The following is an 18,488-nucleotide window of genomic DNA, read 5'->3' on the forward strand; positions in this document are numbered from 1 at the left end:
GTGCGATCTGCTCGCGGTAGTAGGCCACTTTGGCCGTTGATTGTTCCTTGCCCGTATAGGCTTCGCGGGCAGACATGTCTGCTTCTAGGCGAACTATGCGAGCTTGCGCATCGGCAACTGACCAACAGTCCTCCATAGGCGAACCGGAAGCCGTGGCTGCCAGACAAGGCAGCAAAGCGAAGGCAATCCGAGCCCTGGAGATATTCATGTCTGGGTCCTGCCGAGAGGGGGTCGCAGCTACTTTTACTGTTCGGTTCGCGCAGGACAACTGGTAAAAATGCTAGTTGCGTACCTATTCCTCGAAGCGTATCGGGCAGGCTGTACCCTCCAGTTTCAGCAGCTCCTCGATCACCTGCGGCCGAGCACGGTGCAAGGTCAGGCTGCCGCCCGAGCGCATCAACCGCCGCGCCTCGCGGTGCAGCATGTCCACTCCCGAGTAATCGATGAAGTTCACCTGCCGCGCATCGATCACCACATGCGGCCCCTGGCAGCGCTGCAAGCGTACCTGCAGGTAATGCGCCGCGCCAAAGAAGATTGACCCGCCCACCCGCAGCACGTCGGCCTGCCCTTCACGGCTCTGCTGCACCCGTGGCCGTGACGTGCGCTTGAGGTAGAAGAACAGCGATGCCAGCACCCCGGCGTAAATCGCCGTCTGCAGCTCCAGCAGCAAGGTCGCCGCAGCGGTCAGGGCCATGACCAGGAATTCCGAACGGCTGACCCGGAACAGCGCACGAATCGCCCGGTGATCGACCAACCCCCAGCAGATCAGCAGGATGCTGCCCGCCATGGCTGGGATCGGCAGGTGCGCGATCAGGCCGGCGCCCGTCACCGCGAACAACGCCACCCACAACGCCGAAAACACGCCAGCCAGGGGAGAGCGGGCGCCGGCGTCGTAGCTCAGGCCCGATCGTGTAAACGAGCCGGAAGACAGATAGCCGGAAAAGAAGGCGCCAACGATGTTCGACAAGCCCTGGGCGCGGATTTCCTGGTCGACGTCGATCAGTTGTTCCGAGCGTGCCGAAAGCGAGCGGGCGATCGACAGGCTGGTTACCAAGCCGAGCATGCCGACCGCAACGGCGCTGGGCAGCAAGCGCAGGACCAACTCCAGGTCCAGCAACGGCAATGGGCTGAGCGGCGGCAACTGGCCGGTAAAGGCTGGCACGCGCGCTACATGGCCAAAGAAGCCGGGTAGCAGCCAGGCCAATAAGCTGACCATGATCAGGCTTATCAACAGGCTCGGCCAGCGCGGGCGCCACAATTTGAAGGCCACGCCGATCACCACGGTCGCCAAACCAAGCAGCAGCGATGGCAGGTCGACCTCGCCGGCATGGCTAGTCAGGTCCTGCACGGTCTTCAGCGCCGTGGCCTGACTCGGCAGGTCCATGCCCATCAGGTTCGGCAACTGGCCGAGGGCGATGACGATGGCGGCGCCCAGGGTAAACCCGAGCACCACCGAATGGGAGACGAAATTGACCAGCGCGCCGAAGCGCAGCAGGCCGAGCAGCAATTGGAAAATGCCGCCGAGGAACGTCAGCAGCAACACCAAGGTGACGTAGTCGTCGCTCCCGGCCACGGCCAAAGGGCTGATGCTGGCGTAGAGGACAATGGAGATGGCGGCGGTGGGGCCGCAGATCAGGTGCCAGGAGGAGCCCCACAAGCAGGCGATCAGCACCGGCACGATGGCGGCGTACAGGCCGTATTCGGCGGGCAGGCCGGCGATCAGGGCGTAGGCGATCGATTGTGGCAGGGCGAGAATCGCACCGCTCAGGCCCACCAGCAGGTCCTGACGCAGGCTGCGGCCCGATTGGCAGGGGAGCCAGGCGATGAAGGGCAGCAGGTGGATGAGGCGAAGCATGAGTTTTCCAGGATCCTTGTCGGTGCGCCGAACACTGTGGGAGCGGGCTTGCCCCGCGAACATCGGCGAAGCCGGTGCCATGCACCGCGGGGTCTTCATCGCGGGGCAAGCCCGCTCCCACAGGCGTAAAAATCACAGTTTGGCTATGACAGCCTCTTTTGCATCGCTGCCCGTTTGAGTAGTCACTCCAGCCAACCAACTTTCCAGGACTTCGGGATGCTCCTTGACCCAAGCCTTGGCCGCCTCATCAAAGCTGATCTTCTTATCCACAACCTCGGCCATGATGCTGTTTTCCATGTCCAGGGTAAATTTCAGATTGCCCAGCAGCTTAGCCGCATTCGGGCAGGCTTGTGGATAACCCTTGCGGGTCAGGGTGTAGACCTCGCCTTTGCTGCCAAACCACTGCTCCCCGCCCGTCAGGTAGTGCATCTTCAACTTCACGTTCATCGGGTGCGGTGTCCAGCCGAGGAAGGTGATGAACTGGTGCTTCTTCACCGCGCGGTCGACCTGCGCCAGCATTGCCTGTTCACTCGACTCCACCAGCTTCCACTGGCCGAGGTCGAACTCATTCTTGTCGATGATCGCCTTCAGCGACAGGTTGGCGGGGGCGCCGGAGCCTATGCCGTAAAGCTTCTTGTCGAACTGGTCGGCGTGTTTCTGCAAGTCCGCGAAATCCTTCACGCCGGCATTCCACACGTAGTCGGGCACCGCCAGGGTGAATTCGGTTCCCTCCAGGTTGCGCGCGAGCTGCTGCACATCGCCATTGGCGATGAATTTGTCATGGAAGCCCTGCTGCGCCGGCATCCAGTTGCCGAAGAAGGCATCGACCTTGCCGTCCTTCAGGCCGCCGTAAATGATCGGCACTGCCAGGCTGTCGACCTTGACCTGGTAGCCCAGGCGCTCCAGGAGCAGCCGGGCAATGGCATTGGTGGATGCAATGTCGCTCCAGCCGGGGTCGGCCAGCTTCACGGTGCTGCATTGCGCGTCGTCGGCGTGGGCCGTGACGTTGGCCAAGCCAAGGGCCAGGGCGATCACGGCGGTGGAGAACTTGTGCATGGCGGCCTCTCTTCATCAATCCATGGGTGCGGGCTGTGGGTAACGTGCCTTGCGCTCGAGGTCGTCGAGATCGATGTGATTGCGCATGTACTGTTGGCTGGCGTCCACCCAGGGTTGGTGGTCCCAGCTTTTCAGCGTGCCTATTGCCAGCGCCTCGGCCACCAGGCGGCGGCGCCGTTGGCTGGCCAGTACCTGCTGGCGCAGGCTGGGGATATCCCAACGCGCGCGGGCTTCATCGACAAATGCCTGCAGCAGCTCCTGGTGGTCAGGGCTGCCGGTGAGGTTCTCCCGTTCGTGCGGGTCGCGGCTCAGGTCATAGAGTAAACAGGGGTCGTCTTCGCTGTACACGAACTTGTAGGCGCCGCGGCGGATCATCATCAGCGGGCCGACCGTGCCTTCTGCCATGTATTCGCCAATCACCTCGTCGTGGCCACCCTGCCCTTGCAAATGGCCGAGCAGCGAGCGGCCGTCCAGGTGCAGGGATTTATCCACAGCCCCGCCGGCCAGTTCGACCAGGGTCGGTAGCAAGTCGCAGGTCGACACCGACGCGCTCACCCGCGCAGCTGCAAAGCGCTTGGGCGCGTGGATGAGCAGCGGCACTCGTGCCGACATCTCGAACCAGTGCATCTTGTACCAGAGCCCGCGCTCGCCCAGCATGTCGCCATGGTCGCCGGAGAACACGATCAGGGTGTCGTCGGCCAGGTTGCACTCCTCCAGGGTCTGCAGCAGTTGGCCGATGTTGTCGTCAATGTAGCTGCAGGCGCCGAAGTAGGCGCGGCGGGCGTCGCGGATCTTGTCCACAGGCAGGGACTTGTCCCACAGGTCGTAGACCTTGAGCAGGCGTTGTGAATGCGGGTCCAGTGCTTGCTGGCTGAACGCGGCGCGGGGCATGGGGATATCCACACCTTCGTAGCGATCCCAGTAGCGCTTGGGAATGGTGTACGGGTCGTGCGGGTGGGTCATGGACACGGTCAGGCAGAACGGCCGGCCATCGTTTTCACGCACATGGTCGTACAGGTACTGGCGCGCCTTGAACACCACCTCCTCATCGAAATCCAGCTGGTTGGTACGCACGCAGGGGCCGGCTTGCAGCACCGACGACATGTTGTGGTACCAGCTCGGGCGCGCGTCCAGGGCATCCCAGTTCACCGCCCAGCCGTAGTCGGCAGGGTAGATGTCGCTGGTCAGGCGTTGTTCGTATCCATGCAACTGGTCCGGGCCGCAGAAATGCATCTTGCCCGACAGCGCCGTGCGATAGCCGAGCCGGCGCAGGTAGTGGGCGTAGGTGGGTATGTCGGCGGGGAAGTCGGCGGCATTGTCGTAGGCGCCGATGCGGCTGGGCAGCTGGCCACTGACCAGGGTGAAGCGTGACGGTGCGCACAACGGGCTGTTGCAGTAGGCCGAATCGAACACCACCGCCTGTTCGGCCAGGCGGCTCAGGTGCGGCATCTGGATGGGCGATGGGGCGTAGATCGGCAGCAGGGGGGCGGCCATCTGGTCGGCCATGATGAACAGGATATTCGGGCGCGTCATGGGAGGCTTCCATTGTTTAGGGTTATGCGAACCGCTTGCCTACCAAGATGCGACTGGGGATAACATGGGTAAAGCCCATGGCGGGCAATGACTGGGATTAGCCGAGCTTATGTTTGATCACCTCGCCGAGCTGTCATTGGATACCTTGCGCGTGTTTGAGGCCGCCGCACGCCTGCGCGGGTTCACGGCCGCCGCGCTGGAGCTGGGCACCACGCAGCCGGCGGTGAGCCAGCAGGTCAAACGCCTGGAAGCGCAGTTGAGTACGCGGTTGTTCGACCGCATCTACCGAGGCATCGAACTGACCGAGGCGGGCCAGCAGTTGTTCGAACAGGTCCACCAGGGCCTGCAGGCGATGGACGATGGCATTGCCGAAGTCAGTGGGCGTGGCCAGCGAGAGGTGCTGCAGGTGGCCACCGATTTTGCCTTTGCAGCCTACTGGCTGATGCCTCGCCTGCAGCGCTTCCATGAGGCTTACCCACAGGTCGATGTGAGCCTGGTGACGGGTGAGCGCAGCCAGGCCATGCTGCGGCCGGATATCGACGTGGCGGTGCTGTTCGGCGATGGGCGCTTTCATCAGGGGGAGAGCCGCTGGCTGTTCGATGAGGAAGTCTTCCCGGTCTGCAGCCCTCGGCTGATTCATGGCAAACCCTTGTCAGCCGTGGCTTTGCAGCGTTTGCCCTTGCTTCATTTGCGGGGCGAACAGTCCAGTGGCTGGTTCGATTGGGCGGGGGTGTTTCGCGGGTTTGGGGTGGCTAGCCCACCCTCGGCTGGGCAGTTGCGGTTCGATAACTATACGTTGCTGATCCAGGCGGCGATTGCCGGCCAGGGGGTGGCGATTGGCTGGGGGCATCTGGTCGATGGGTTGGTGGAGCAAGGGTTGTTGTGTCGACCGTTGGAGGGGAGTTTGCGGTCCAAGCGTGGGTATTACGTGGTGCTGCCGCCGCGCAAGCGGCGGGGGGCGCTGATTGAGCGGTTCGTGGATTGGCTGGAAAATGAGCGGGGGCAGTGAGGCTTTTGGGGCCGCTTTGCGACCCTTTCGCGACACAAGGCCGCTCCTACAAAGGCACCGCGACCTCTGTAGGAGCGGCCTTGTGTCGCGAAAGGGCTGCAAAGCAGCCCCAGCGATCTATCAAACGAAGTTCAGATGCTCACCCCGATGCAGCCCCAGCTCCAGCATGTCGACCATCCCCGCCGCCACCCCGGACAAGCGCCGCAACGGCTCATCCAGCTCCGGCTCCACCGTACCGCTGGCCGTGCGAAAGTGCTCGATCCCCATTCCAGGGTAGTCCTGCGGCGCATTGATCAGCGTCCAGTGCAGGGCACTGCGCTGCAGTGCATCGACCACCTGATCGACGCACCCGCGTTCCTCGTCGGAGTAGCTGCCCGGCGTATCCAGTACAGCGAAATCGCCCACCAGCAGCAGCCGGCGTATAGTCGTGCGACCTAGCCCGGCCACCAGCGCCTCGCTCATGCGCCACTGTGCAGGCAGATCACCCGGCGCCAGCGCGGGAAGCAGGGCAATCACTGCCGAGCCGCCTGCGGCGCCCTGCTCCGCCTGGTCAGCGTCAGCCAGCCCGCCTATCTTAAAGTGCAGGCCCGGGCGCGGGGCGTGGCGATTGAGGTCATCGACCACGGCCGTGACTTCATGCTGGCGCGACAGCAGCTCGACCATCAGGGCACTGCCCAGGCTGCTTTCAGCCCCGAACAGGACCAGTTTGAACACTGGGGTTTCGGCATTTTTCACCACGTCACTCCCTTCGCAGGTGGTGATGGTTTGACCGCAATCAGGAGATATCGTGCAGAGGATCAAGGGCTATCACGCCCACGTTTACTACGACGCATCGACCCTCGAGCAGGCCCGCAACCTGTGTGAGGAAGCGGCGCGGCTGTTTCCCGTGACCATGGGCCGCCTGCACCAGAAGCCGGTCGGGCCGCACCCGGACTGGAGCTGCCAGCTGGCGTTCGAGCCGGAGGTGGTGGGGGTGGTGTTGCCGTGGTTGGCGTTGTATCGGAAGGGGCTGGTGGTGTTTCTGCATCCGCTGACGGGGGATGAGCTGGCCGATCACCGGGATCATGCGATCTGGATGGGGGCTGTCAGGCCTTTGGATCTGTCGATCTTTGAGAAATAGGTGGCCCTCTCGCCGGCAAGCCGGCTCCCACAGGGGGTGCGTTGCACATGACCCTGTGGGAGCCGGCTTGCCGGCGATGAAGGCGACGCGGATCAGGAACGCGCGCCGCGCACCCCTTCAGCCAGGGCCGAGCACAGGCTCAATACATCGCTGACAGCCTGATCGGCATCCTTGGCCTGAGCGATCTTGTCGACCAGCGCCGACCCCACCACCACGCCATCGGCCAAACGGGCAATCGCCGCCGCCTGCTCCGGCGTGCGAATACCGAAACCAACGCTGATCGGCAGGTCGGTATGCCGACGCAGGCGGGTAATCGCCTCGGTCACGTGCTCGGTGGTCGCCGAGCCTGCACCGGTCACACCCGCCACCGAAACGTAGTAGACGAACCCGGAGCTGCGTTCCAGCACGCGCGGCAGGCGCGCATCGTCGGTAGTCGGGGTGGTCAGGCGAATGAAGTCGATGCCGGCGGCTTGTGCCGGGGTGGCCAGCTCGGCGTCGTGCTCCGGCGGCAGGTCGACGATGATCAGGCCATCGACGCCGGCCTCTTTGGCCTCAGCGACGAACTTCTCCACACCAAAGCGGTGGATCGGGTTGTAGTAACCCATCAGCACGATCGGCGTAGCCTGGTTGCCAATGCGGAATTCACGCACCATCTGCAGGGTCTTGGCCAGGGTCTGGCCGGCTTCCAGGGCGCGCAGGGTGGCCAGCTGAATGGCCACGCCATCGGCCATCGGGTCGGTGAACGGCATGCCCAGTTCGATCACGTCGGCACCGGCAGCCGGCAAGCCCTTGAGGATCTGCAGCGAGGCGTCGTAGCCAGGGTCACCCGCGGTCACAAAGGTGACCAAGGCGGCGCGGCCTTCGGCTTTCAGGTCGGCGAAGCGTTGTTCAAGACGGCTCATGCCTGTTTCTCCTGGGCGGCCATGTGGTTCATCACGGTTTGCATGTCTTTGTCGCCGCGGCCCGACAGGCAGATCACCATCAAATGGTCCTTGGGCAGGGTCGGCGCGCGCTTGATCGCCTCGGCCAGCGCGTGGGAGCTTTCCAGGGCCGGGATGATGCCTTCCAGGCGGCAGGTGGTGTGGAAGGCGTCGAGGGCCTCTTCGTCGGTGATGCTGACGTACTCCACGCGCTTCACTTCGTGCAGGTAGGCGTGCTCCGGGCCGATGCCGGGGTAGTCCAGGCCGGCGGAGATCGAGTGGGCGTCGGTGATCTGGCCGTCGTCGTCCTGCAGCAGGTAGGTGCGGTTGCCGTGCAGCACGCCCGGTACACCGCCGTTGAGGCTGGCGGCGTGCTTGTCGGTATCGACGCCGTGGCCGCCGGCTTCGACGCCGATGATCTGCACGCTGGCGTCGTCGAGGAAGTCGTGGAACAGGCCCATGGCGTTGGAGCCACCACCCACGCAGGCGATCAGGCTGTCAGGCAGGCGGCCCTCCTTCTCTTGCAGTTGGGCGCGGGTTTCCTTGCCGATGATCGACTGGAAGTCGCGGACCATGGCCGGATACGGGTGCGGGCCTGCCACGGTGCCGATCAGGTAGAAGGTGTCGTCGACGTTGGTGACCCAGTCGCGCAGGGCCTCGTTCATGGCGTCCTTCAGCGTACCGGTACCGGCGGTGACCGGCACGATCTCGGCGCCCAGCAGCTTCATGCGGAACACGTTGGCCTGCTGGCGCTCGATGTCGGTGGCGCCCATGTAGATCACGCAGGGCAGGCCGAAGCGGGCGGCGACGGTGGCGGTGGCCACGCCGTGCATGCCGGCGCCGGTTTCGGCGATCAGGCGTTTCTTGCCCATGCGCTTGGCCAGCAGCACCTGGCCGATGCAGTTGTTCACCTTGTGCGCGCCGGTGTGGTTGAGCTCTTCACGCTTGAAGAAGATCTTCGCGCCGCCGCAGTGCTCGGTCAGGCGCTCGGCGAAGTACAGCGGGTTGGGGCGGCCGATGTAGTCGCGCTGGAAGTAGGCCAGTTCTTCGAGGAACTTGGGGTCGGCCTTGGCCGCTTCGTACTCGCGGGCCAGGTCCAGCACCAGCGGCATCAGGGTTTCGGCCACGTAGCGGCCGCCGAACGAGCCGAACAGGCCGTTGGCGTCTGGGCCGGCGCGGTATTGGGTCTGGGTCATGGGGCGCTCCAGGGCGTTAGCAATGAGTGATGGGCTTTACTCTAACCACGGCAAGCCCGGCTGAAAACCGATAAGATTGCGCAAACCTGTCAGGAAAACTCACACGTCATATGGCCCAGGACCTCCCTCCCCTCAACGCCCTGCGGGCCTTCGAGGCGACTGCTCGGCTCAACAGTGTCAGCCAGGCTGCCGAAGTGCTGCACGTGACCCATGGTGCCGTGAGCCGGCAGATCAAGGTGCTTGAGCAGCACCTGGGGGTGGCGTTGTTCGTCAAGGACGGGCGTGGCATCAAACTCACAGATGCCGGCATCAGGCTGCGCGATGCCAGCGGCGAAGCCTTCGACAAGCTGCGCGGGGTGTGTGCCGAGTTGAGCCGGGATACCAGCGAGGCACCGTTCGTGCTGGGCTGCTCCGGCAGCCTGTTGGCGCGCTGGTTCATCCCCAGGCTCGGGCGGCTCAATGCCGACTTGCCCGAGTTGCGCCTGCACCTGTCGGCGGGCGAAGGCGACCTCGATCCGCGGCGGCCGGGGCTGGATGCACTGCTGGTCTACGCTGAGCCGCCGTGGCCTGCGGACATGCAGGTGCATGTGCTGGCCGAGGAGCGCATCGGGCCGGTACTCAGCCCGCACTACGGCGGCTTCGAGCGCTTGCGGGGTGCGCCCGCCCAAGCCTTGCTCGGCGAGGCGTTGCTGCATACCACTTCCCGCCCGCAGGCGTGGCCGACCTGGGTCGAGAAACAGGGTTTGGAGGTCGCCGAGGTGAAATACGGTCAAGCCTTCGAGCACCTGTACTACTTGCTCGAAGCGGCGGTGGCTGGCCTGGGCGTGGCTATCGCGCCTCAGCCGTTGGTGGCGGACGACTTGCGCGCCGGGCGGCTGTGCGCGCCCTGGGGCTTTTCGCCGACGCCTGCGGCACTGGCGCTGTGGGTGCCACGGCGCGCCGCGGATGGGCGCGCCGAGCAGTTGGCGCAGTGGCTGCGCCGCGAGTTGGGCCGGCAGGCCGGTTAGTTGCGGCGGTACAGCAAATAGGCCGCCAGCAGGCCAAGCGCGCCAATCGCCACCCCGGCGGTGGTGACGGGGTGTTCCTGGGCGTAGTCGCGGGTGGCGATGCCCGTCTGGCGGGTACGGGTCTTCACTTCCTCATAAGCATCGCTGAGCAGGCTGCGCGAGTGTTTCAGCGCGCTTTCCGCGTTGCTGCGGATGGCCTTCACCGACTTCTGGGATTCCTCCGAGGCATCGTGCTTGAGGTTTTCCAGGCTTTTCAGAAGGCTTTCGATCTCCGCTTCCATGCTTTCCAGGGACGTTTTACGCAGCGAGTTGCGGTGCATGTTGACTCTCCTTTACAGAATGGACTGTAAGGATTGCGACTGCGTGGGCTGGCGAAAGTGCGATCGAACTTTACCCGGCGGCGATGGTTCGCAGGTAAACCAGGCCTGCGCTGCTAGGCTCAATCTCACCGTCAATCAAGGAGTGCGCTCATGTCCGATCATCACACCTACAAAAAGATCGAGCTGGTGGGGTCTTCGCCGACCAGCATCGAAGAGGCGATCAACAATGCCTTGGCCGAAGCGGCCAAGAGCATCAAGCACCTGGAATGGTTCGAGGTGATCGATACCCGTGGCCATATCCGCGGCGACAAGGCGGCGCACTTTCAGGTCACGCTCAAGGTGGGCTTCCGCATCGCCAACAGCTGAGCGGCGTGGGGCTGGCAAAGCCCGACGTGATGGCGTAATACAGTCAAAGGGGCGCCTGGCCGGCGCCCTTTTTGATTTTCATCTGAACAAGGAAAGCGAGCGATGAAGAAACTGGTTCTGGCAGTAGGGCTGATGGCACTGGCGGGTGGTGCGATGGCGGCTGGGAAGTCGTGCGAGGAACTCAAGGCGGAAATTGCGGCGAAGCTGGATGGCAAAGGGGTGAAGGGTTACACCCTGGAGATCGTCAAGAAGGGCGACCCGGCTGGCAAGGTGGTGGGCACCTGTGAAGGTGGCGCCAAGGAAATTGTCTATCGTCGCGGTTGAGCGGTGGCCCGATCGCCGGCAAGCCGGCTCCCACAGGTACCCCACTGCCCTTGGGCCTGGTGATATCCCTGTGGGAGCCTGTTTGCCGGCGATCGGGTCCTACTCGGCCTTCAGCGCCTGCGCCATCAATTCATAAGACCGCACCCGGTCGGCATGCTCATACAAGTCGCAGGTGAAGATCAGCTCATCCGCCCCGGTCTGTTCCAGCAGCACTTGCACCTTGGCCCGCACCTTCTGCGGGCTGCCGATCATCGCCAGCCCCAGGAAACTGCCCACCGCGTCCCGCTCATGGGGCAGCCACAGCCCGTCCATGCTCTGCACCGGCGGCCGCTGCATCAGGCTTTGCCCGCGAATCAGCGCAAGGATGCGCTGGTACACCGAGGTGGCCAGGTATTCGGCTTTCTCGTCGGTTTCCGCCACCACCATCGGCACGCCGAGCATCACGTAAGGCTTGTCCAACGTGGTGGACGGCTTGAAATGGTCACGGTAGATGCGGATCGCCTCATGCATGTAGCGCGGGGCGAAGTGCGAGGCGAAGGCATAGGGCATGCCGCGCATGCCGGCCAGCTGGGCGCTGAACAGGCTGGAGCCGAGCAGCCACATCGGCACCTCGGTGTCGTGGCCGGGCACAGCGATCACTTTTTGATCATCAAGGCGCGGGCCCAGGTAACGGGAAAGCTCCTCGACATCGTCCGGGAAGTCGTCGGCACTGCCCGAGCGCTCGCGGCGCAGGGCATGGGCCGTCATGTGGTCGGAGCCTGGCGCACGGCCCAGGCCCAGGTCGATACGTCCTGGATACAGGCTGGCCAGGGTGCCGAACTGCTCGGCAATTACCAGCGGCGCATGGTTGGGCAGCATGACCCCGCCGGAACCCACGCGGATAGTCGAGGTGCCGCCCGCCAGGTAGCCGATCAGCACCGACGTTGCGGAGCTGGCGATGCCGTCCATGTTGTGGTGTTCGGCCACCCAGAAGCGGTGATAGCCAAAGCGCTCGACGTGCTGGGCCAGGTCCAGGGAATTGCGCAGCGATTGCGCGGGCCCGGCGTCGGCGCGCACCGGCACCAGGTCGAGGGTGGAAATTTTCAGGTCGCGCAGCAGCGTCATCGAAGTCTCCTGGAACAGGGTTGGCCTTAGGCCTTTTCAACTCTGTATGGGCATATTCGGTGTATTCAATGGCTGCAGCGAGATTGCTCTGAACTTGCCGTAGGGCGCCGTCCTCTGAACTTTAGGCATGTAACCAAGTGACCAGGAGGCATCATGAAAAAGACAGCATCGGCGATCTGGCAAGGTGGCCTGAAGGACGGCAAGGGCCTGCTTTCGACGGAAAGCGGCGCGCTCAAGCAGAACCCCTACGGGTTCAACACCCGGTTCGAAGGCTCGCCTGGGACCAACCCGGAGGAACTGATCGGTGCCGCCCATGCGGGCTGCTTCTCGATGGCGCTGTCGATGATGCTTGGCGAGGCGGGCCTGACCGCAGAGCGGATCGACACCATCGCCGAGGTCAGCCTCGACAAACAACCCGATGGCTTTGCCATCACCGCCGTGCACCTGATCCTCAAGGCGAAGGTGCCGGGGGCCAGCGAAGCGCAGTTCCTCGAAATCGCCAACAAGGCCAAGGCCGGGTGCCCGGTATCGAAGGTGCTGAACGCCACTATCAGCCTGGACGCCACGCTGGTGGGCTAAGCGGCGCAACGGGAGCGGTTTCCTGTAGTCTAAGAGGTATCGGCAGCACAGCTGCCCTTCCAGGAGCCGTTCCATGATCCGCGTAGCAATCGCCGTGCTGGCGTCCCTGCTGGCCACATCTGCACTGGCGGCGGTCAAACCGTGCGAGGAACTGAAAGCCGAGATCGAAGCCAAGATCCAGGCCCAGGGCGTACAGACATACACCTTGGAAATCGTGCCCAACAGTGAAGTGAAGGATCAGAACATGGTCGTTGGCAGCTGTGATGGCGGGACCAAGAAGATCATCTACCAGAAGAATGGCCGGTAGCTGATGGGGCCGCGTGGCGGCCCCGCATTTTAAGGGATTTAAGGGATGCAGAACACATCGCTGGGCTCGTTCACCAGCACCTTGCGGCTGGCGTCATACAACAGCACTTGCGGCTCCATCACCGGTGCGCGGGCTTCCAGTCGATAGCGCTCGCCGGCCTTGAAGTCGTCGAAGCGTACGGTCAGGTAGCAGGTGCGGTCTTTCGGCGATGTCAGCATGCCGCCGGCGTAGATTTCGTAATCGAAACGTACCACCAGCTCGTGCTTGCCAGGCGTGACCTGGAAGTAGCGGCCGTCATCCAGCCGTTTGCCGTCGAGGCGGTCGGCCATGATGACCCGGCCTGGGGTCATGGTGTAGAGGTCAATCCAGGCCTGCTTGGGGTCGACGGGCGGCAAGGGGCTGGCGCAAGCCCCCAGTGCACTGAGGGCGATCAGCATCATGGGCTGGCGCATGGTGAAACTCCCACTTGCGACTCACAAGGTACAAGCATAGCGCCGTTTGCGCGGTTCAGGTGCGTTGGCAGCCTGCCGGTATGCCTTGGCCGAGCAATTTCTGCTGCTCGTCATAGAGTTTGATCCACGGGCGGAAACCGATGCTGCCCGCCTGCAGCTGGTAGCGCTGGCCAGCGCTGAAATCCTTGAAGGTCAGATTGAGTTGGCAATCGCGCCACAGCGGCTCGGCGTCCGGGCCGATATTGCTCGGTGTGACCGGGAACTGGTAACGCACGGTCAGCTCGTGGCTGCCTGGCTGAACCTCGAAATAGCGGCTTTCGGACCAGTCACGCTCGTCGACCTGGACGGCGTGCAGGGAGGTGTTGTCGTGCGGGGTCAGGTCGATCCAGGCTTGGTTCGGGTCCGGGTTGGGCAGGGTCGAACAGGCCGATACCAGTAACAGTGAGCCGGCGACGAACAGTGCACGCATGGCGAAACTCCCCATTGGCGAGATAGTCTTGGAGCGTATCGGCCGTGAGCGAGTTGGACAGCCCAAGATGGTTTGGTTTTTTCTTTTGAAGTGCTCAGGCCCTGCGCCACTCGACCGCGTTTTCAGCGCTTTGGTTCCCGTTTTGGGCATTTTTCTGCTGAACGGTTGCAGCAGCCTTGGCTATTACGGCCAGTTGGCCGAGGGCCAATGGCAACTGCTGCGCGCGCGCCAGCCGGTAGAAAAAGTGCTTGCCGACCCGGCCAGCAGCGCGCAATTGCGTGTCCGCCTGGAGCATGCCGAGCAGGCGCGGGCATTCGCCAGCCGGCACCTTGCCCTGCCTGACAACCGCAGCTACCGGGTGTATGCCGACCTGGGACGGCCCTACGTGGTGTGGAACGTGTTCGCCACGCCTGAGCTGTCGCTGCAGCCGGTGACCCACTGCTTCCCGATTGCCGGCTGCGTCGCCTACCGCGGTTATTACCAGAAGGGCGCGGCTCGTGGTGCGGCGGCGTTGATGCGCCAGGACGGCATGGACGTGTACGTGGGCGGTGTGGAGGCCTACTCGACCCTGGGCTGGTTTGATGACCCGATCCTGTCGACGATGCTCGGCTGGGGAGACGAGCGCCTGGCCACGCTGATCTTCCATGAGTTGGCGCACCAGCGTTTCTACCTGCAGGACGACACCGCGTTCAACGAGTCATTTGCCACCTTCGTTGAGCAGGAGGGAACGCGGCAATGGCGCGCCGCGCGTGGGCTTGCTGCGACTGACGATAGCCAGGCCGGGCAGCGCGAGCAGTTCACCCGGCTGGTACTGGCGAGCCGTGAGCGGCTGCAGGGGATTTATGCCGGGCCGTTGGATGATGCGCACAAGCGTGCGGCCAAGCAGGCGGAGTTCGCGCGTCTGCGCCGGGAGTATCGCGAAGTGCGTGACGGTGAATGGGGCGGAGACAAGCGCTACGACGCCTGGATCTATGGGCCGATGAACAATGCCAAGCTGCTGCCGTTTGGGCTGTATGACCAGTGGGTGCCAGCGTTTGCGGCGCTGTTTCGGGAGGTTGGGAGGGATTGGGCGCGGTTCTACGAGCGGGTTGAAGCGTTGGGGCGGTTGCCGGTTGCAGAGCGCAAGGCGGCGTTGACGCGATTGGCGGGGAGTCTGTGAGATTTTGGGGCCGCTTTGCGGCCCCATTGCGCCTTAGGCTTTGATGAAAGCCTGATGCATCTCGGCCACGGTTGCGAAGTGAAATTCTGGCGTGTGGGCCCTCAACTCCTCCTCGCTACCAAACCCATACCCCACCGCCACCGCCTGCAATCCATTGCTGCGCGCGCCGATCAGGTCATGCTTGCGGTCACCAATCATCAGCGTCTGCGCCGGGTCCAACCCTTCCTCATCGAGCAAATGGCGGATCAGTTCGACTTTGTTGGTACGCGTACCGTCCAGTTCACTGCCGTAGATGACCTTGAAATGATGGTCGAAGGCAAAGTGACGGGCGATCTCGCGGGCGAACTCCCAAGGCTTGGAGGTGGCGATGTACAGGGTGCGGCCCTGTCCATTCAGCGCCTGGAGCAGCTCCGGCACACCGTCGAACACCAGGTTCTCGTACAGGCCGGTGACGCGGAAACGTTCCCGGTAGAAGTTCACCGCCTCCCATGCCTTGGCTTCGTCAAAGCTGTAGAACTGCATGAAAGCTTGCAGCAGGGGCGGCCCGATGAAGTGCTCCAGACGGGTCAGGTCCGGCTCGTCGATGCCCAGTTTGGCCAGGGCGAACTGGATCGAGCGGGTGATGCCCAGGCGCGGGTCGGTCAGGGTGCCGTCAAGGTCGAAAAGGATGTTCTGCTGGTGCATGTATGAGGTTCCACTCAAGTCATTCAGGTTGGTCGTAGCCTTCGGCCAGGTGCTGGTCCTTGAGCTTCACGTAGTTGCTGGCGCTGTAGGGGAAAAACGCGCGCTCCTTGTCGGTCAAGGGACGGGCCTGCTTCACCGGGCTGCCCACATACAGGTAGCCGCTTTCCAGGCGCTTGCCCGGCGGCACCAGGCTGCCGGCGCCGATGATCACCTCGTCTTCGACGATGGCGCCGTCCATGATGGTACTGCCCATGCCGACCAGGATGCGATTGCCCAGCGTGCAACCGTGCAGCATGACCTTGTGACCGATGGTCACCTCGTCGCCGATGATCAGCGGGAAACCGTCCGGGTTGAACGGTCCGGCATGGGTGATGTGCAGCACGCTGCCGTCCTGCACGCTGGTGCGCGCACCGATGCGGATACGGTGCATGTCGCCGCGCACCACGGTCAGCGGCCACACCGAGCTGTCCTCGCCGATTTCCACGTCGCCCAGCACCACCGCCGAACGGTCGACAAAGGCCCGTGGTGCAACTTTCGGAGTGTGTTGCTGGAAGCGTCGGATGGCCATGATAGCGTCTCTCATCTGTGCCGATAGGCAGGCTGCCTGCTGCGGTCGGCGTCGATTGTAATTAAGATGGGGCAGTGTTTCTTCTGCCAAGGTATCCAAACCGTGAGTGCCAACAACCCGCTTCTGCAATCCTATGATCTGCCGCCCTTCTCGGCGATCCGTGCCGAACACGTGCTGCCGGCCATCGAACAGATCCTGGCCGATAACCGCAAGGCCATTGCCGAGATCCTCGAAAAGCAAGGCAAGAACCCCACCTGGGCTGGCCTGGTGCTGGCCATGGACGAACTGAACGACCGCCTGGGCGCCGCCTGGAGCCCCGTCAGCCACCTCAATGCGGTGTGCAACAGCCAGGAATTGCGCGAGGCCTATGAGTCCTGCCTGCCGGCGCTGAGTGCCTACTCTACCGAACTGGGCCAGAACCGTGCCTTGTTCGAAGCCTACGAGGCTTTGATCAACAGTCCGGAGGCCGCAGGCTTCGACGTGGCGCAAAAGACCATCCTCGAGCATGCCCTGCGTGACTTCCGTCTGTCGGGTATCGACCTGCCGGCCGACCAGCAGCAGCGCTATGCCGAGGTGCAAAGCAAGCTCAGCGAACTGGGCAGCCGTTTCTCCAACCAGCTGCTCGACGCCACCCAGGCCTGGACCAAGCACGTCACTGACGAAGCGGCCCTCGCCGGCCTGACCGATTCGGCCAAGGCGCAGATGGCCGCCGCTGCACAGGCCAAGGGCCTCGAAGGCTGGCTGATCACCCTGGAATTCCCCAGCTACTACGCGGTGATGACCTACGCCAGCGACCGCGCCCTGCGTGAAGAGCTGTACGCCGCCTACTGCACCCGTGCCTCGGACCAAGGTCCGAATGCCGGCCAGTTCGACAACGGCCCGGTGATGCACGAGATCCTCGACCTGCGTCAGGAACTGGCCGCCCTGCTGGGCTACAAGAACTACGCCGAACTGAGTCTGGCCACCAAGATGGCCGAATCCAGCGACCAGGTGCTGAGCTTCCTGCGTGACCTGGCCAAGCGTTCCAAGCCCTTCGCCGCCCAGGACCTGGAGCAGCTCAAGGCCTACGCCGCCGAGCAAGGTTGCGCCGAGCTGGCCAGCTGGGACGCCGGCTACTTTGGCGAGAAACTGCGCGAACAGCGTTACAGCGTGTCGCAGGAAACCCTGCGCGCGTACTTCCCGATCGACAAGGTGCTGTCCGGCCTGTTCAGCATCGTCCAGCGCCTGTACGGCATCGAAATCGCCGAGCTCAAGGGCTTCGACAGCTGGCACCCGGACGTGCGCCTGTTCGAGATCAAGGAAAACGGCCAGCATGTCGGCCGCTTCTTCTTCGACCTCTATGCCCGCGCCAACAAGCGTGGCGGCGCCTGGATGGACGGCGCCCGCGACCGTCGCCGTACTGCCGAAGGCGCGTTGCAGAGCCCGGTGGCCAACCTGGTGTGCAACTTCACCCCGGCCGCGCCCGGCAAGCCTGCGTTGCTGACCCATGACGAAGTCACCACCCTGTTCCACGAGTTCGGCCACGGCCTGCACCACTTGCTGACCCGCATCGAGCATGCCGGTGTTTCCGGTATCAACGGCGTGGCCTGGGATGCGGTCGAGCTGCCGAGCCAGTTCATGGAGAACTGGTGCTGGGAGCCGGAAGGCCTGGCACTGATCTCCGGCCACTACGAGACGGGCACCGCCCTGCCCCAGGACCTGCTGGACAAGATGCTGGCGGCGAAGAACTTCCAGTCGGGCATGATGATGGTGCGCCAGTTGGAGTTCTCGCTGTTCGACTTCGAGCTGCACGCCAGCCATGGCGATGGCCGCAGTGTGCTGCAGGTGCTCGAAGGCGTGCGCGACGAGGTGTCGGTCATGCGTCCACCGGCGTACAACCGCTTCCCCAACAGCTTTGCGCACATCTTCGCCGGCGGCTACGCGGCGGGCTACTACAGCTACAAGTGGGCCGAAGTCCTGTCGGCGGATGCCTTCTCGCGCTTCGAGGAAGAAGGTGTGCTCAATGCTGAAACAGGCCGGGCCTTCCGTGAGGCGATTCTGGCCCGTGGTGGTTCCCGCGAACCGATGGTGCTGTTCGTCGACTTCCGCGGCCGCGAACCTTCCATCGATGCACTGTTGCGCCACTGCGGCCTGAGCGAGGTCGCGGCGGCATGAGCGAGGTAGTTGTGAACAAGACCAAGAAGCGCTTCATCGCCGGGGCGGTTTGCCCGGCGTGCAGCGAGCCGGACAAGCTGATGATGTGGAGCGAGGATGACGTGCCGCACCGCGAATGCGTGGCCTGCGGCTTTACCGACACCCTCAATGAACAGGGCTTGTCAGTACCCAAGGAGCTGGGCACCCGGGTCAACCACCTGGCGCCCAAGGCAGCTCCGGCCAAGGTGCAGACGGTGCAGTTCTTCCCCAACCCGAAGCTGAAGAAACCGGCCGACTAAGCGCTCCGTTGGCTGACCAGAGGCGCTG

At 63.7% G+C, this 18,488-nt stretch carries 22 protein-coding genes; 10 read left to right on the forward strand and 12 right to left on the reverse strand.

The features are described 5' to 3' along the window. Positions 1-292: 292 nt before the first annotated feature. The 3 genes from ACIPZG_RS12350 to betC form a co-directional block, all read right to left on the reverse strand. Positions 293-1,855, reverse strand: a complete 1,563-nt coding sequence (locus ACIPZG_RS12350) for a SulP family inorganic anion transporter (protein WP_400713919.1) — start codon at positions 1,853-1,855, stop codon at positions 293-295. A 132-nt stretch (positions 1,856-1,987) separates the two neighbouring features. After that, a complete protein-coding gene (gene choX, locus ACIPZG_RS12355) occupies positions 1,988-2,911 on the reverse strand; it encodes a choline ABC transporter substrate-binding protein (protein ID WP_400713922.1) in 924 nt (307 codons plus the stop codon). A 15-nt stretch (positions 2,912-2,926) separates the two neighbouring features. Next, complete coding sequence (gene betC / locus ACIPZG_RS12360; protein ID WP_400713925.1) at positions 2,927-4,444, reverse strand: choline-sulfatase; 1,518 nt, start codon at positions 4,442-4,444, stop codon at positions 2,927-2,929. 109 nt (positions 4,445-4,553) lie between these two features. On the opposite strand from betC, the gene ACIPZG_RS12365 reads away from it, so the two are divergent. Next, on the forward strand, positions 4,554-5,453 hold the full coding sequence (locus ACIPZG_RS12365) for a choline sulfate utilization transcriptional regulator (RefSeq protein WP_400713928.1): 900 nt from the start codon (positions 4,554-4,556) through the stop codon (positions 5,451-5,453). A 120-nt stretch (positions 5,454-5,573) separates the two neighbouring features. On the opposite strand, the gene ACIPZG_RS12370 is transcribed toward ACIPZG_RS12365, so the two are convergent. Beyond that, positions 5,574-6,188: an NAD(P)-dependent oxidoreductase gene (locus tag ACIPZG_RS12370; RefSeq protein WP_400713931.1), complete on the reverse strand. Its 615-nt coding sequence runs from the start codon at positions 6,186-6,188 to the stop codon at positions 5,574-5,576. Between the two features lie 52 nt (positions 6,189-6,240). On the opposite strand from ACIPZG_RS12370, the gene ACIPZG_RS12375 reads away from it, so the two are divergent. After that, entirely contained in the window at positions 6,241-6,573 is a 333-nt protein-coding gene (locus ACIPZG_RS12375; RefSeq protein WP_400713934.1) for a DOPA 4,5-dioxygenase family protein, read from the forward strand. Between the two features lie 92 nt (positions 6,574-6,665). On the opposite strand, the gene trpA is transcribed toward ACIPZG_RS12375, so the two are convergent. Both trpA and trpB read right to left on the reverse strand, forming a co-directional pair. Next, positions 6,666-7,475, reverse strand: coding sequence for a tryptophan synthase subunit alpha (trpA, locus tag ACIPZG_RS12380; RefSeq protein WP_400713937.1), 810 nt, complete (start codon positions 7,473-7,475; stop codon positions 6,666-6,668). After that, entirely contained in the window at positions 7,472-8,689 is a 1,218-nt protein-coding gene (gene trpB, locus ACIPZG_RS12385; protein WP_400713940.1) for a tryptophan synthase subunit beta, read from the reverse strand. The genes trpA and trpB overlap by 4 nt, the downstream gene beginning before the upstream one ends. Before the next feature lie 110 nt (positions 8,690-8,799). Here trpB and ACIPZG_RS12390 point away from each other — a divergent pair, with 110 nt between their 5' ends. After that, the gene (locus tag ACIPZG_RS12390; RefSeq protein ID WP_400713943.1) at positions 8,800-9,696 is read left to right on the forward strand and encodes a LysR family transcriptional regulator; all 897 of its coding nucleotides are present in this window, start codon (positions 8,800-8,802) and stop codon (positions 9,694-9,696) included. Here the strand turns inward: ACIPZG_RS12390 and ACIPZG_RS12395 are convergent. Further along, a complete protein-coding gene (locus ACIPZG_RS12395) occupies positions 9,693-10,016 on the reverse strand; it encodes a YqjD family protein (protein WP_008095450.1) in 324 nt (107 codons plus the stop codon). The genes ACIPZG_RS12390 and ACIPZG_RS12395 overlap by 4 nt on opposite strands. A gap of 150 nt (positions 10,017-10,166) precedes the next feature. Between ACIPZG_RS12395 and ACIPZG_RS12400 the strand changes: the two genes are divergently transcribed. After that, positions 10,167-10,382 carry a dodecin gene (locus tag ACIPZG_RS12400; RefSeq protein ID WP_008095448.1) on the forward strand — a complete coding sequence of 72 codons (216 nt, stop codon included), beginning with the start codon at positions 10,167-10,169 and terminating at the stop codon, positions 10,380-10,382. Positions 10,383-10,484: 102 nt separating this feature from the next. Further along, a complete protein-coding gene (locus ACIPZG_RS12405; RefSeq protein WP_008095446.1) occupies positions 10,485-10,706 on the forward strand; it encodes a DUF1161 domain-containing protein in 222 nt (73 codons plus the stop codon). Positions 10,707-10,805: 99 nt separating this feature from the next. Here ACIPZG_RS12405 and ACIPZG_RS12410 read toward each other — a convergent pair whose 3' ends face one another. Next, positions 10,806-11,810: an LLM class flavin-dependent oxidoreductase gene (locus tag ACIPZG_RS12410; protein WP_400713947.1), complete on the reverse strand. Its 1,005-nt coding sequence runs from the start codon at positions 11,808-11,810 to the stop codon at positions 10,806-10,808. A 153-nt stretch (positions 11,811-11,963) separates the two neighbouring features. Here ACIPZG_RS12410 and ACIPZG_RS12415 point away from each other — a divergent pair, with 153 nt between their 5' ends. Both ACIPZG_RS12415 and ACIPZG_RS12420 read left to right on the forward strand, forming a co-directional pair. Continuing rightward, entirely contained in the window at positions 11,964-12,389 is a 426-nt protein-coding gene (locus tag ACIPZG_RS12415) for an OsmC family protein (RefSeq protein ID WP_008092126.1), read from the forward strand. 73 nt (positions 12,390-12,462) lie between these two features. Continuing rightward, the gene (locus ACIPZG_RS12420) at positions 12,463-12,696 is read left to right on the forward strand and encodes a DUF1161 domain-containing protein (RefSeq protein WP_400638561.1); all 234 of its coding nucleotides are present in this window, start codon (positions 12,463-12,465) and stop codon (positions 12,694-12,696) included. Positions 12,697-12,734: 38 nt separating this feature from the next. On the opposite strand, the gene ACIPZG_RS12425 is transcribed toward ACIPZG_RS12420, so the two are convergent. Beyond that, the gene (locus ACIPZG_RS12425; RefSeq protein WP_400713950.1) at positions 12,735-13,148 is read right to left on the reverse strand and encodes a hypothetical protein; all 414 of its coding nucleotides are present in this window, start codon (positions 13,146-13,148) and stop codon (positions 12,735-12,737) included. Positions 13,149-13,203: 55 nt separating this feature from the next. Then, a complete protein-coding gene (locus ACIPZG_RS12430) occupies positions 13,204-13,617 on the reverse strand; it encodes a hypothetical protein (RefSeq protein WP_400713953.1) in 414 nt (137 codons plus the stop codon). A gap of 85 nt (positions 13,618-13,702) precedes the next feature. Between ACIPZG_RS12430 and ACIPZG_RS12435 the strand changes: the two genes are divergently transcribed. Continuing rightward, positions 13,703-14,776: an aminopeptidase gene (locus ACIPZG_RS12435; RefSeq protein ID WP_400713956.1), complete on the forward strand. Its 1,074-nt coding sequence runs from the start codon at positions 13,703-13,705 to the stop codon at positions 14,774-14,776. A 33-nt stretch (positions 14,777-14,809) separates the two neighbouring features. On the opposite strand, the gene ACIPZG_RS12440 is transcribed toward ACIPZG_RS12435, so the two are convergent. After that, positions 14,810-15,460 carry an HAD family hydrolase gene (locus ACIPZG_RS12440; protein ID WP_400713959.1) on the reverse strand — a complete coding sequence of 217 codons (651 nt, stop codon included), beginning with the start codon at positions 15,458-15,460 and terminating at the stop codon, positions 14,810-14,812. Positions 15,461-15,479: 19 nt separating this feature from the next. After that, the gene (locus ACIPZG_RS12445; RefSeq protein ID WP_008092117.1) at positions 15,480-16,028 is read right to left on the reverse strand and encodes a gamma carbonic anhydrase family protein; all 549 of its coding nucleotides are present in this window, start codon (positions 16,026-16,028) and stop codon (positions 15,480-15,482) included. 66 nt (positions 16,029-16,094) lie between these two features. On the opposite strand from ACIPZG_RS12445, the gene prlC reads away from it, so the two are divergent. Further along, a complete protein-coding gene (prlC, locus tag ACIPZG_RS12450) occupies positions 16,095-18,182 on the forward strand; it encodes an oligopeptidase A (RefSeq protein WP_400713962.1) in 2,088 nt (695 codons plus the stop codon). Next, the gene (locus ACIPZG_RS12455) at positions 18,179-18,460 is read left to right on the forward strand and encodes a YheV family putative zinc ribbon protein (RefSeq protein ID WP_008092114.1); all 282 of its coding nucleotides are present in this window, start codon (positions 18,179-18,181) and stop codon (positions 18,458-18,460) included. The genes prlC and ACIPZG_RS12455 overlap by 4 nt, the downstream gene beginning before the upstream one ends. Positions 18,461-18,488 lie beyond the last annotated feature (28 nt).

It is taken from the genome of Pseudomonas sp. NPDC089395, from assembly GCF_044749525.1.
Classification (GTDB): domain Bacteria; phylum Pseudomonadota; class Gammaproteobacteria; order Pseudomonadales; family Pseudomonadaceae; genus Aquipseudomonas.

What these genes read in the sequence shown, in the direction of transcription:
- ACIPZG_RS12350 (WP_400713919.1), bottom strand. Translation starts at nt 1,855, where the DNA reads ATGCTTCGCCTCATCCACCTGCTGCCCTTCATCGCCTGGCTCCCCTGC.
- choX (WP_400713922.1), bottom strand. Translation starts at nt 2,911, where the DNA reads ATGCACAAGTTCTCCACCGCCGTGATCGCCCTGGCCCTTGGCTTGGCC.
- betC (WP_400713925.1), bottom strand. Translation starts at nt 4,444, where the DNA reads ATGACGCGCCCGAATATCCTGTTCATCATGGCCGACCAGATGGCCGCC.
- ACIPZG_RS12365 (WP_400713928.1), top strand. Translation starts at nt 4,554, where the DNA reads ATGTTTGATCACCTCGCCGAGCTGTCATTGGATACCTTGCGCGTGTTT.
- trpA (WP_400713937.1), bottom strand. Translation starts at nt 7,475, where the DNA reads ATGAGCCGTCTTGAACAACGCTTCGCCGACCTGAAAGCCGAAGGCCGC.
- trpB (WP_400713940.1), bottom strand. Translation starts at nt 8,689, where the DNA reads ATGACCCAGACCCAATACCGCGCCGGCCCAGACGCCAACGGCCTGTTC.
- ACIPZG_RS12390 (WP_400713943.1), top strand. Translation starts at nt 8,800, where the DNA reads ATGGCCCAGGACCTCCCTCCCCTCAACGCCCTGCGGGCCTTCGAGGCG.
- ACIPZG_RS12395 (WP_008095450.1), bottom strand. Translation starts at nt 10,016, where the DNA reads ATGCACCGCAACTCGCTGCGTAAAACGTCCCTGGAAAGCATGGAAGCG.
- ACIPZG_RS12400 (WP_008095448.1), top strand. Translation starts at nt 10,167, where the DNA reads ATGTCCGATCATCACACCTACAAAAAGATCGAGCTGGTGGGGTCTTCG.
- ACIPZG_RS12405 (WP_008095446.1), top strand. Translation starts at nt 10,485, where the DNA reads ATGAAGAAACTGGTTCTGGCAGTAGGGCTGATGGCACTGGCGGGTGGT.
- ACIPZG_RS12410 (WP_400713947.1), bottom strand. Translation starts at nt 11,810, where the DNA reads ATGACGCTGCTGCGCGACCTGAAAATTTCCACCCTCGACCTGGTGCCG.
- ACIPZG_RS12415 (WP_008092126.1), top strand. Translation starts at nt 11,964, where the DNA reads ATGAAAAAGACAGCATCGGCGATCTGGCAAGGTGGCCTGAAGGACGGC.
- ACIPZG_RS12420 (WP_400638561.1), top strand. Translation starts at nt 12,463, where the DNA reads ATGATCCGCGTAGCAATCGCCGTGCTGGCGTCCCTGCTGGCCACATCT.
- ACIPZG_RS12425 (WP_400713950.1), bottom strand. Translation starts at nt 13,148, where the DNA reads ATGCGCCAGCCCATGATGCTGATCGCCCTCAGTGCACTGGGGGCTTGC.
- ACIPZG_RS12430 (WP_400713953.1), bottom strand. Translation starts at nt 13,617, where the DNA reads ATGCGTGCACTGTTCGTCGCCGGCTCACTGTTACTGGTATCGGCCTGT.
- ACIPZG_RS12440 (WP_400713959.1), bottom strand. Translation starts at nt 15,460, where the DNA reads ATGCACCAGCAGAACATCCTTTTCGACCTTGACGGCACCCTGACCGAC.
- ACIPZG_RS12445 (WP_008092117.1), bottom strand. Translation starts at nt 16,028, where the DNA reads ATGGCCATCCGACGCTTCCAGCAACACACTCCGAAAGTTGCACCACGG.
- prlC (WP_400713962.1), top strand. Translation starts at nt 16,095, where the DNA reads ATGGGGCAGTGTTTCTTCTGCCAAGGTATCCAAACCGTGAGTGCCAAC.
- ACIPZG_RS12455 (WP_008092114.1), top strand. Translation starts at nt 18,179, where the DNA reads ATGAGCGAGGTAGTTGTGAACAAGACCAAGAAGCGCTTCATCGCCGGG.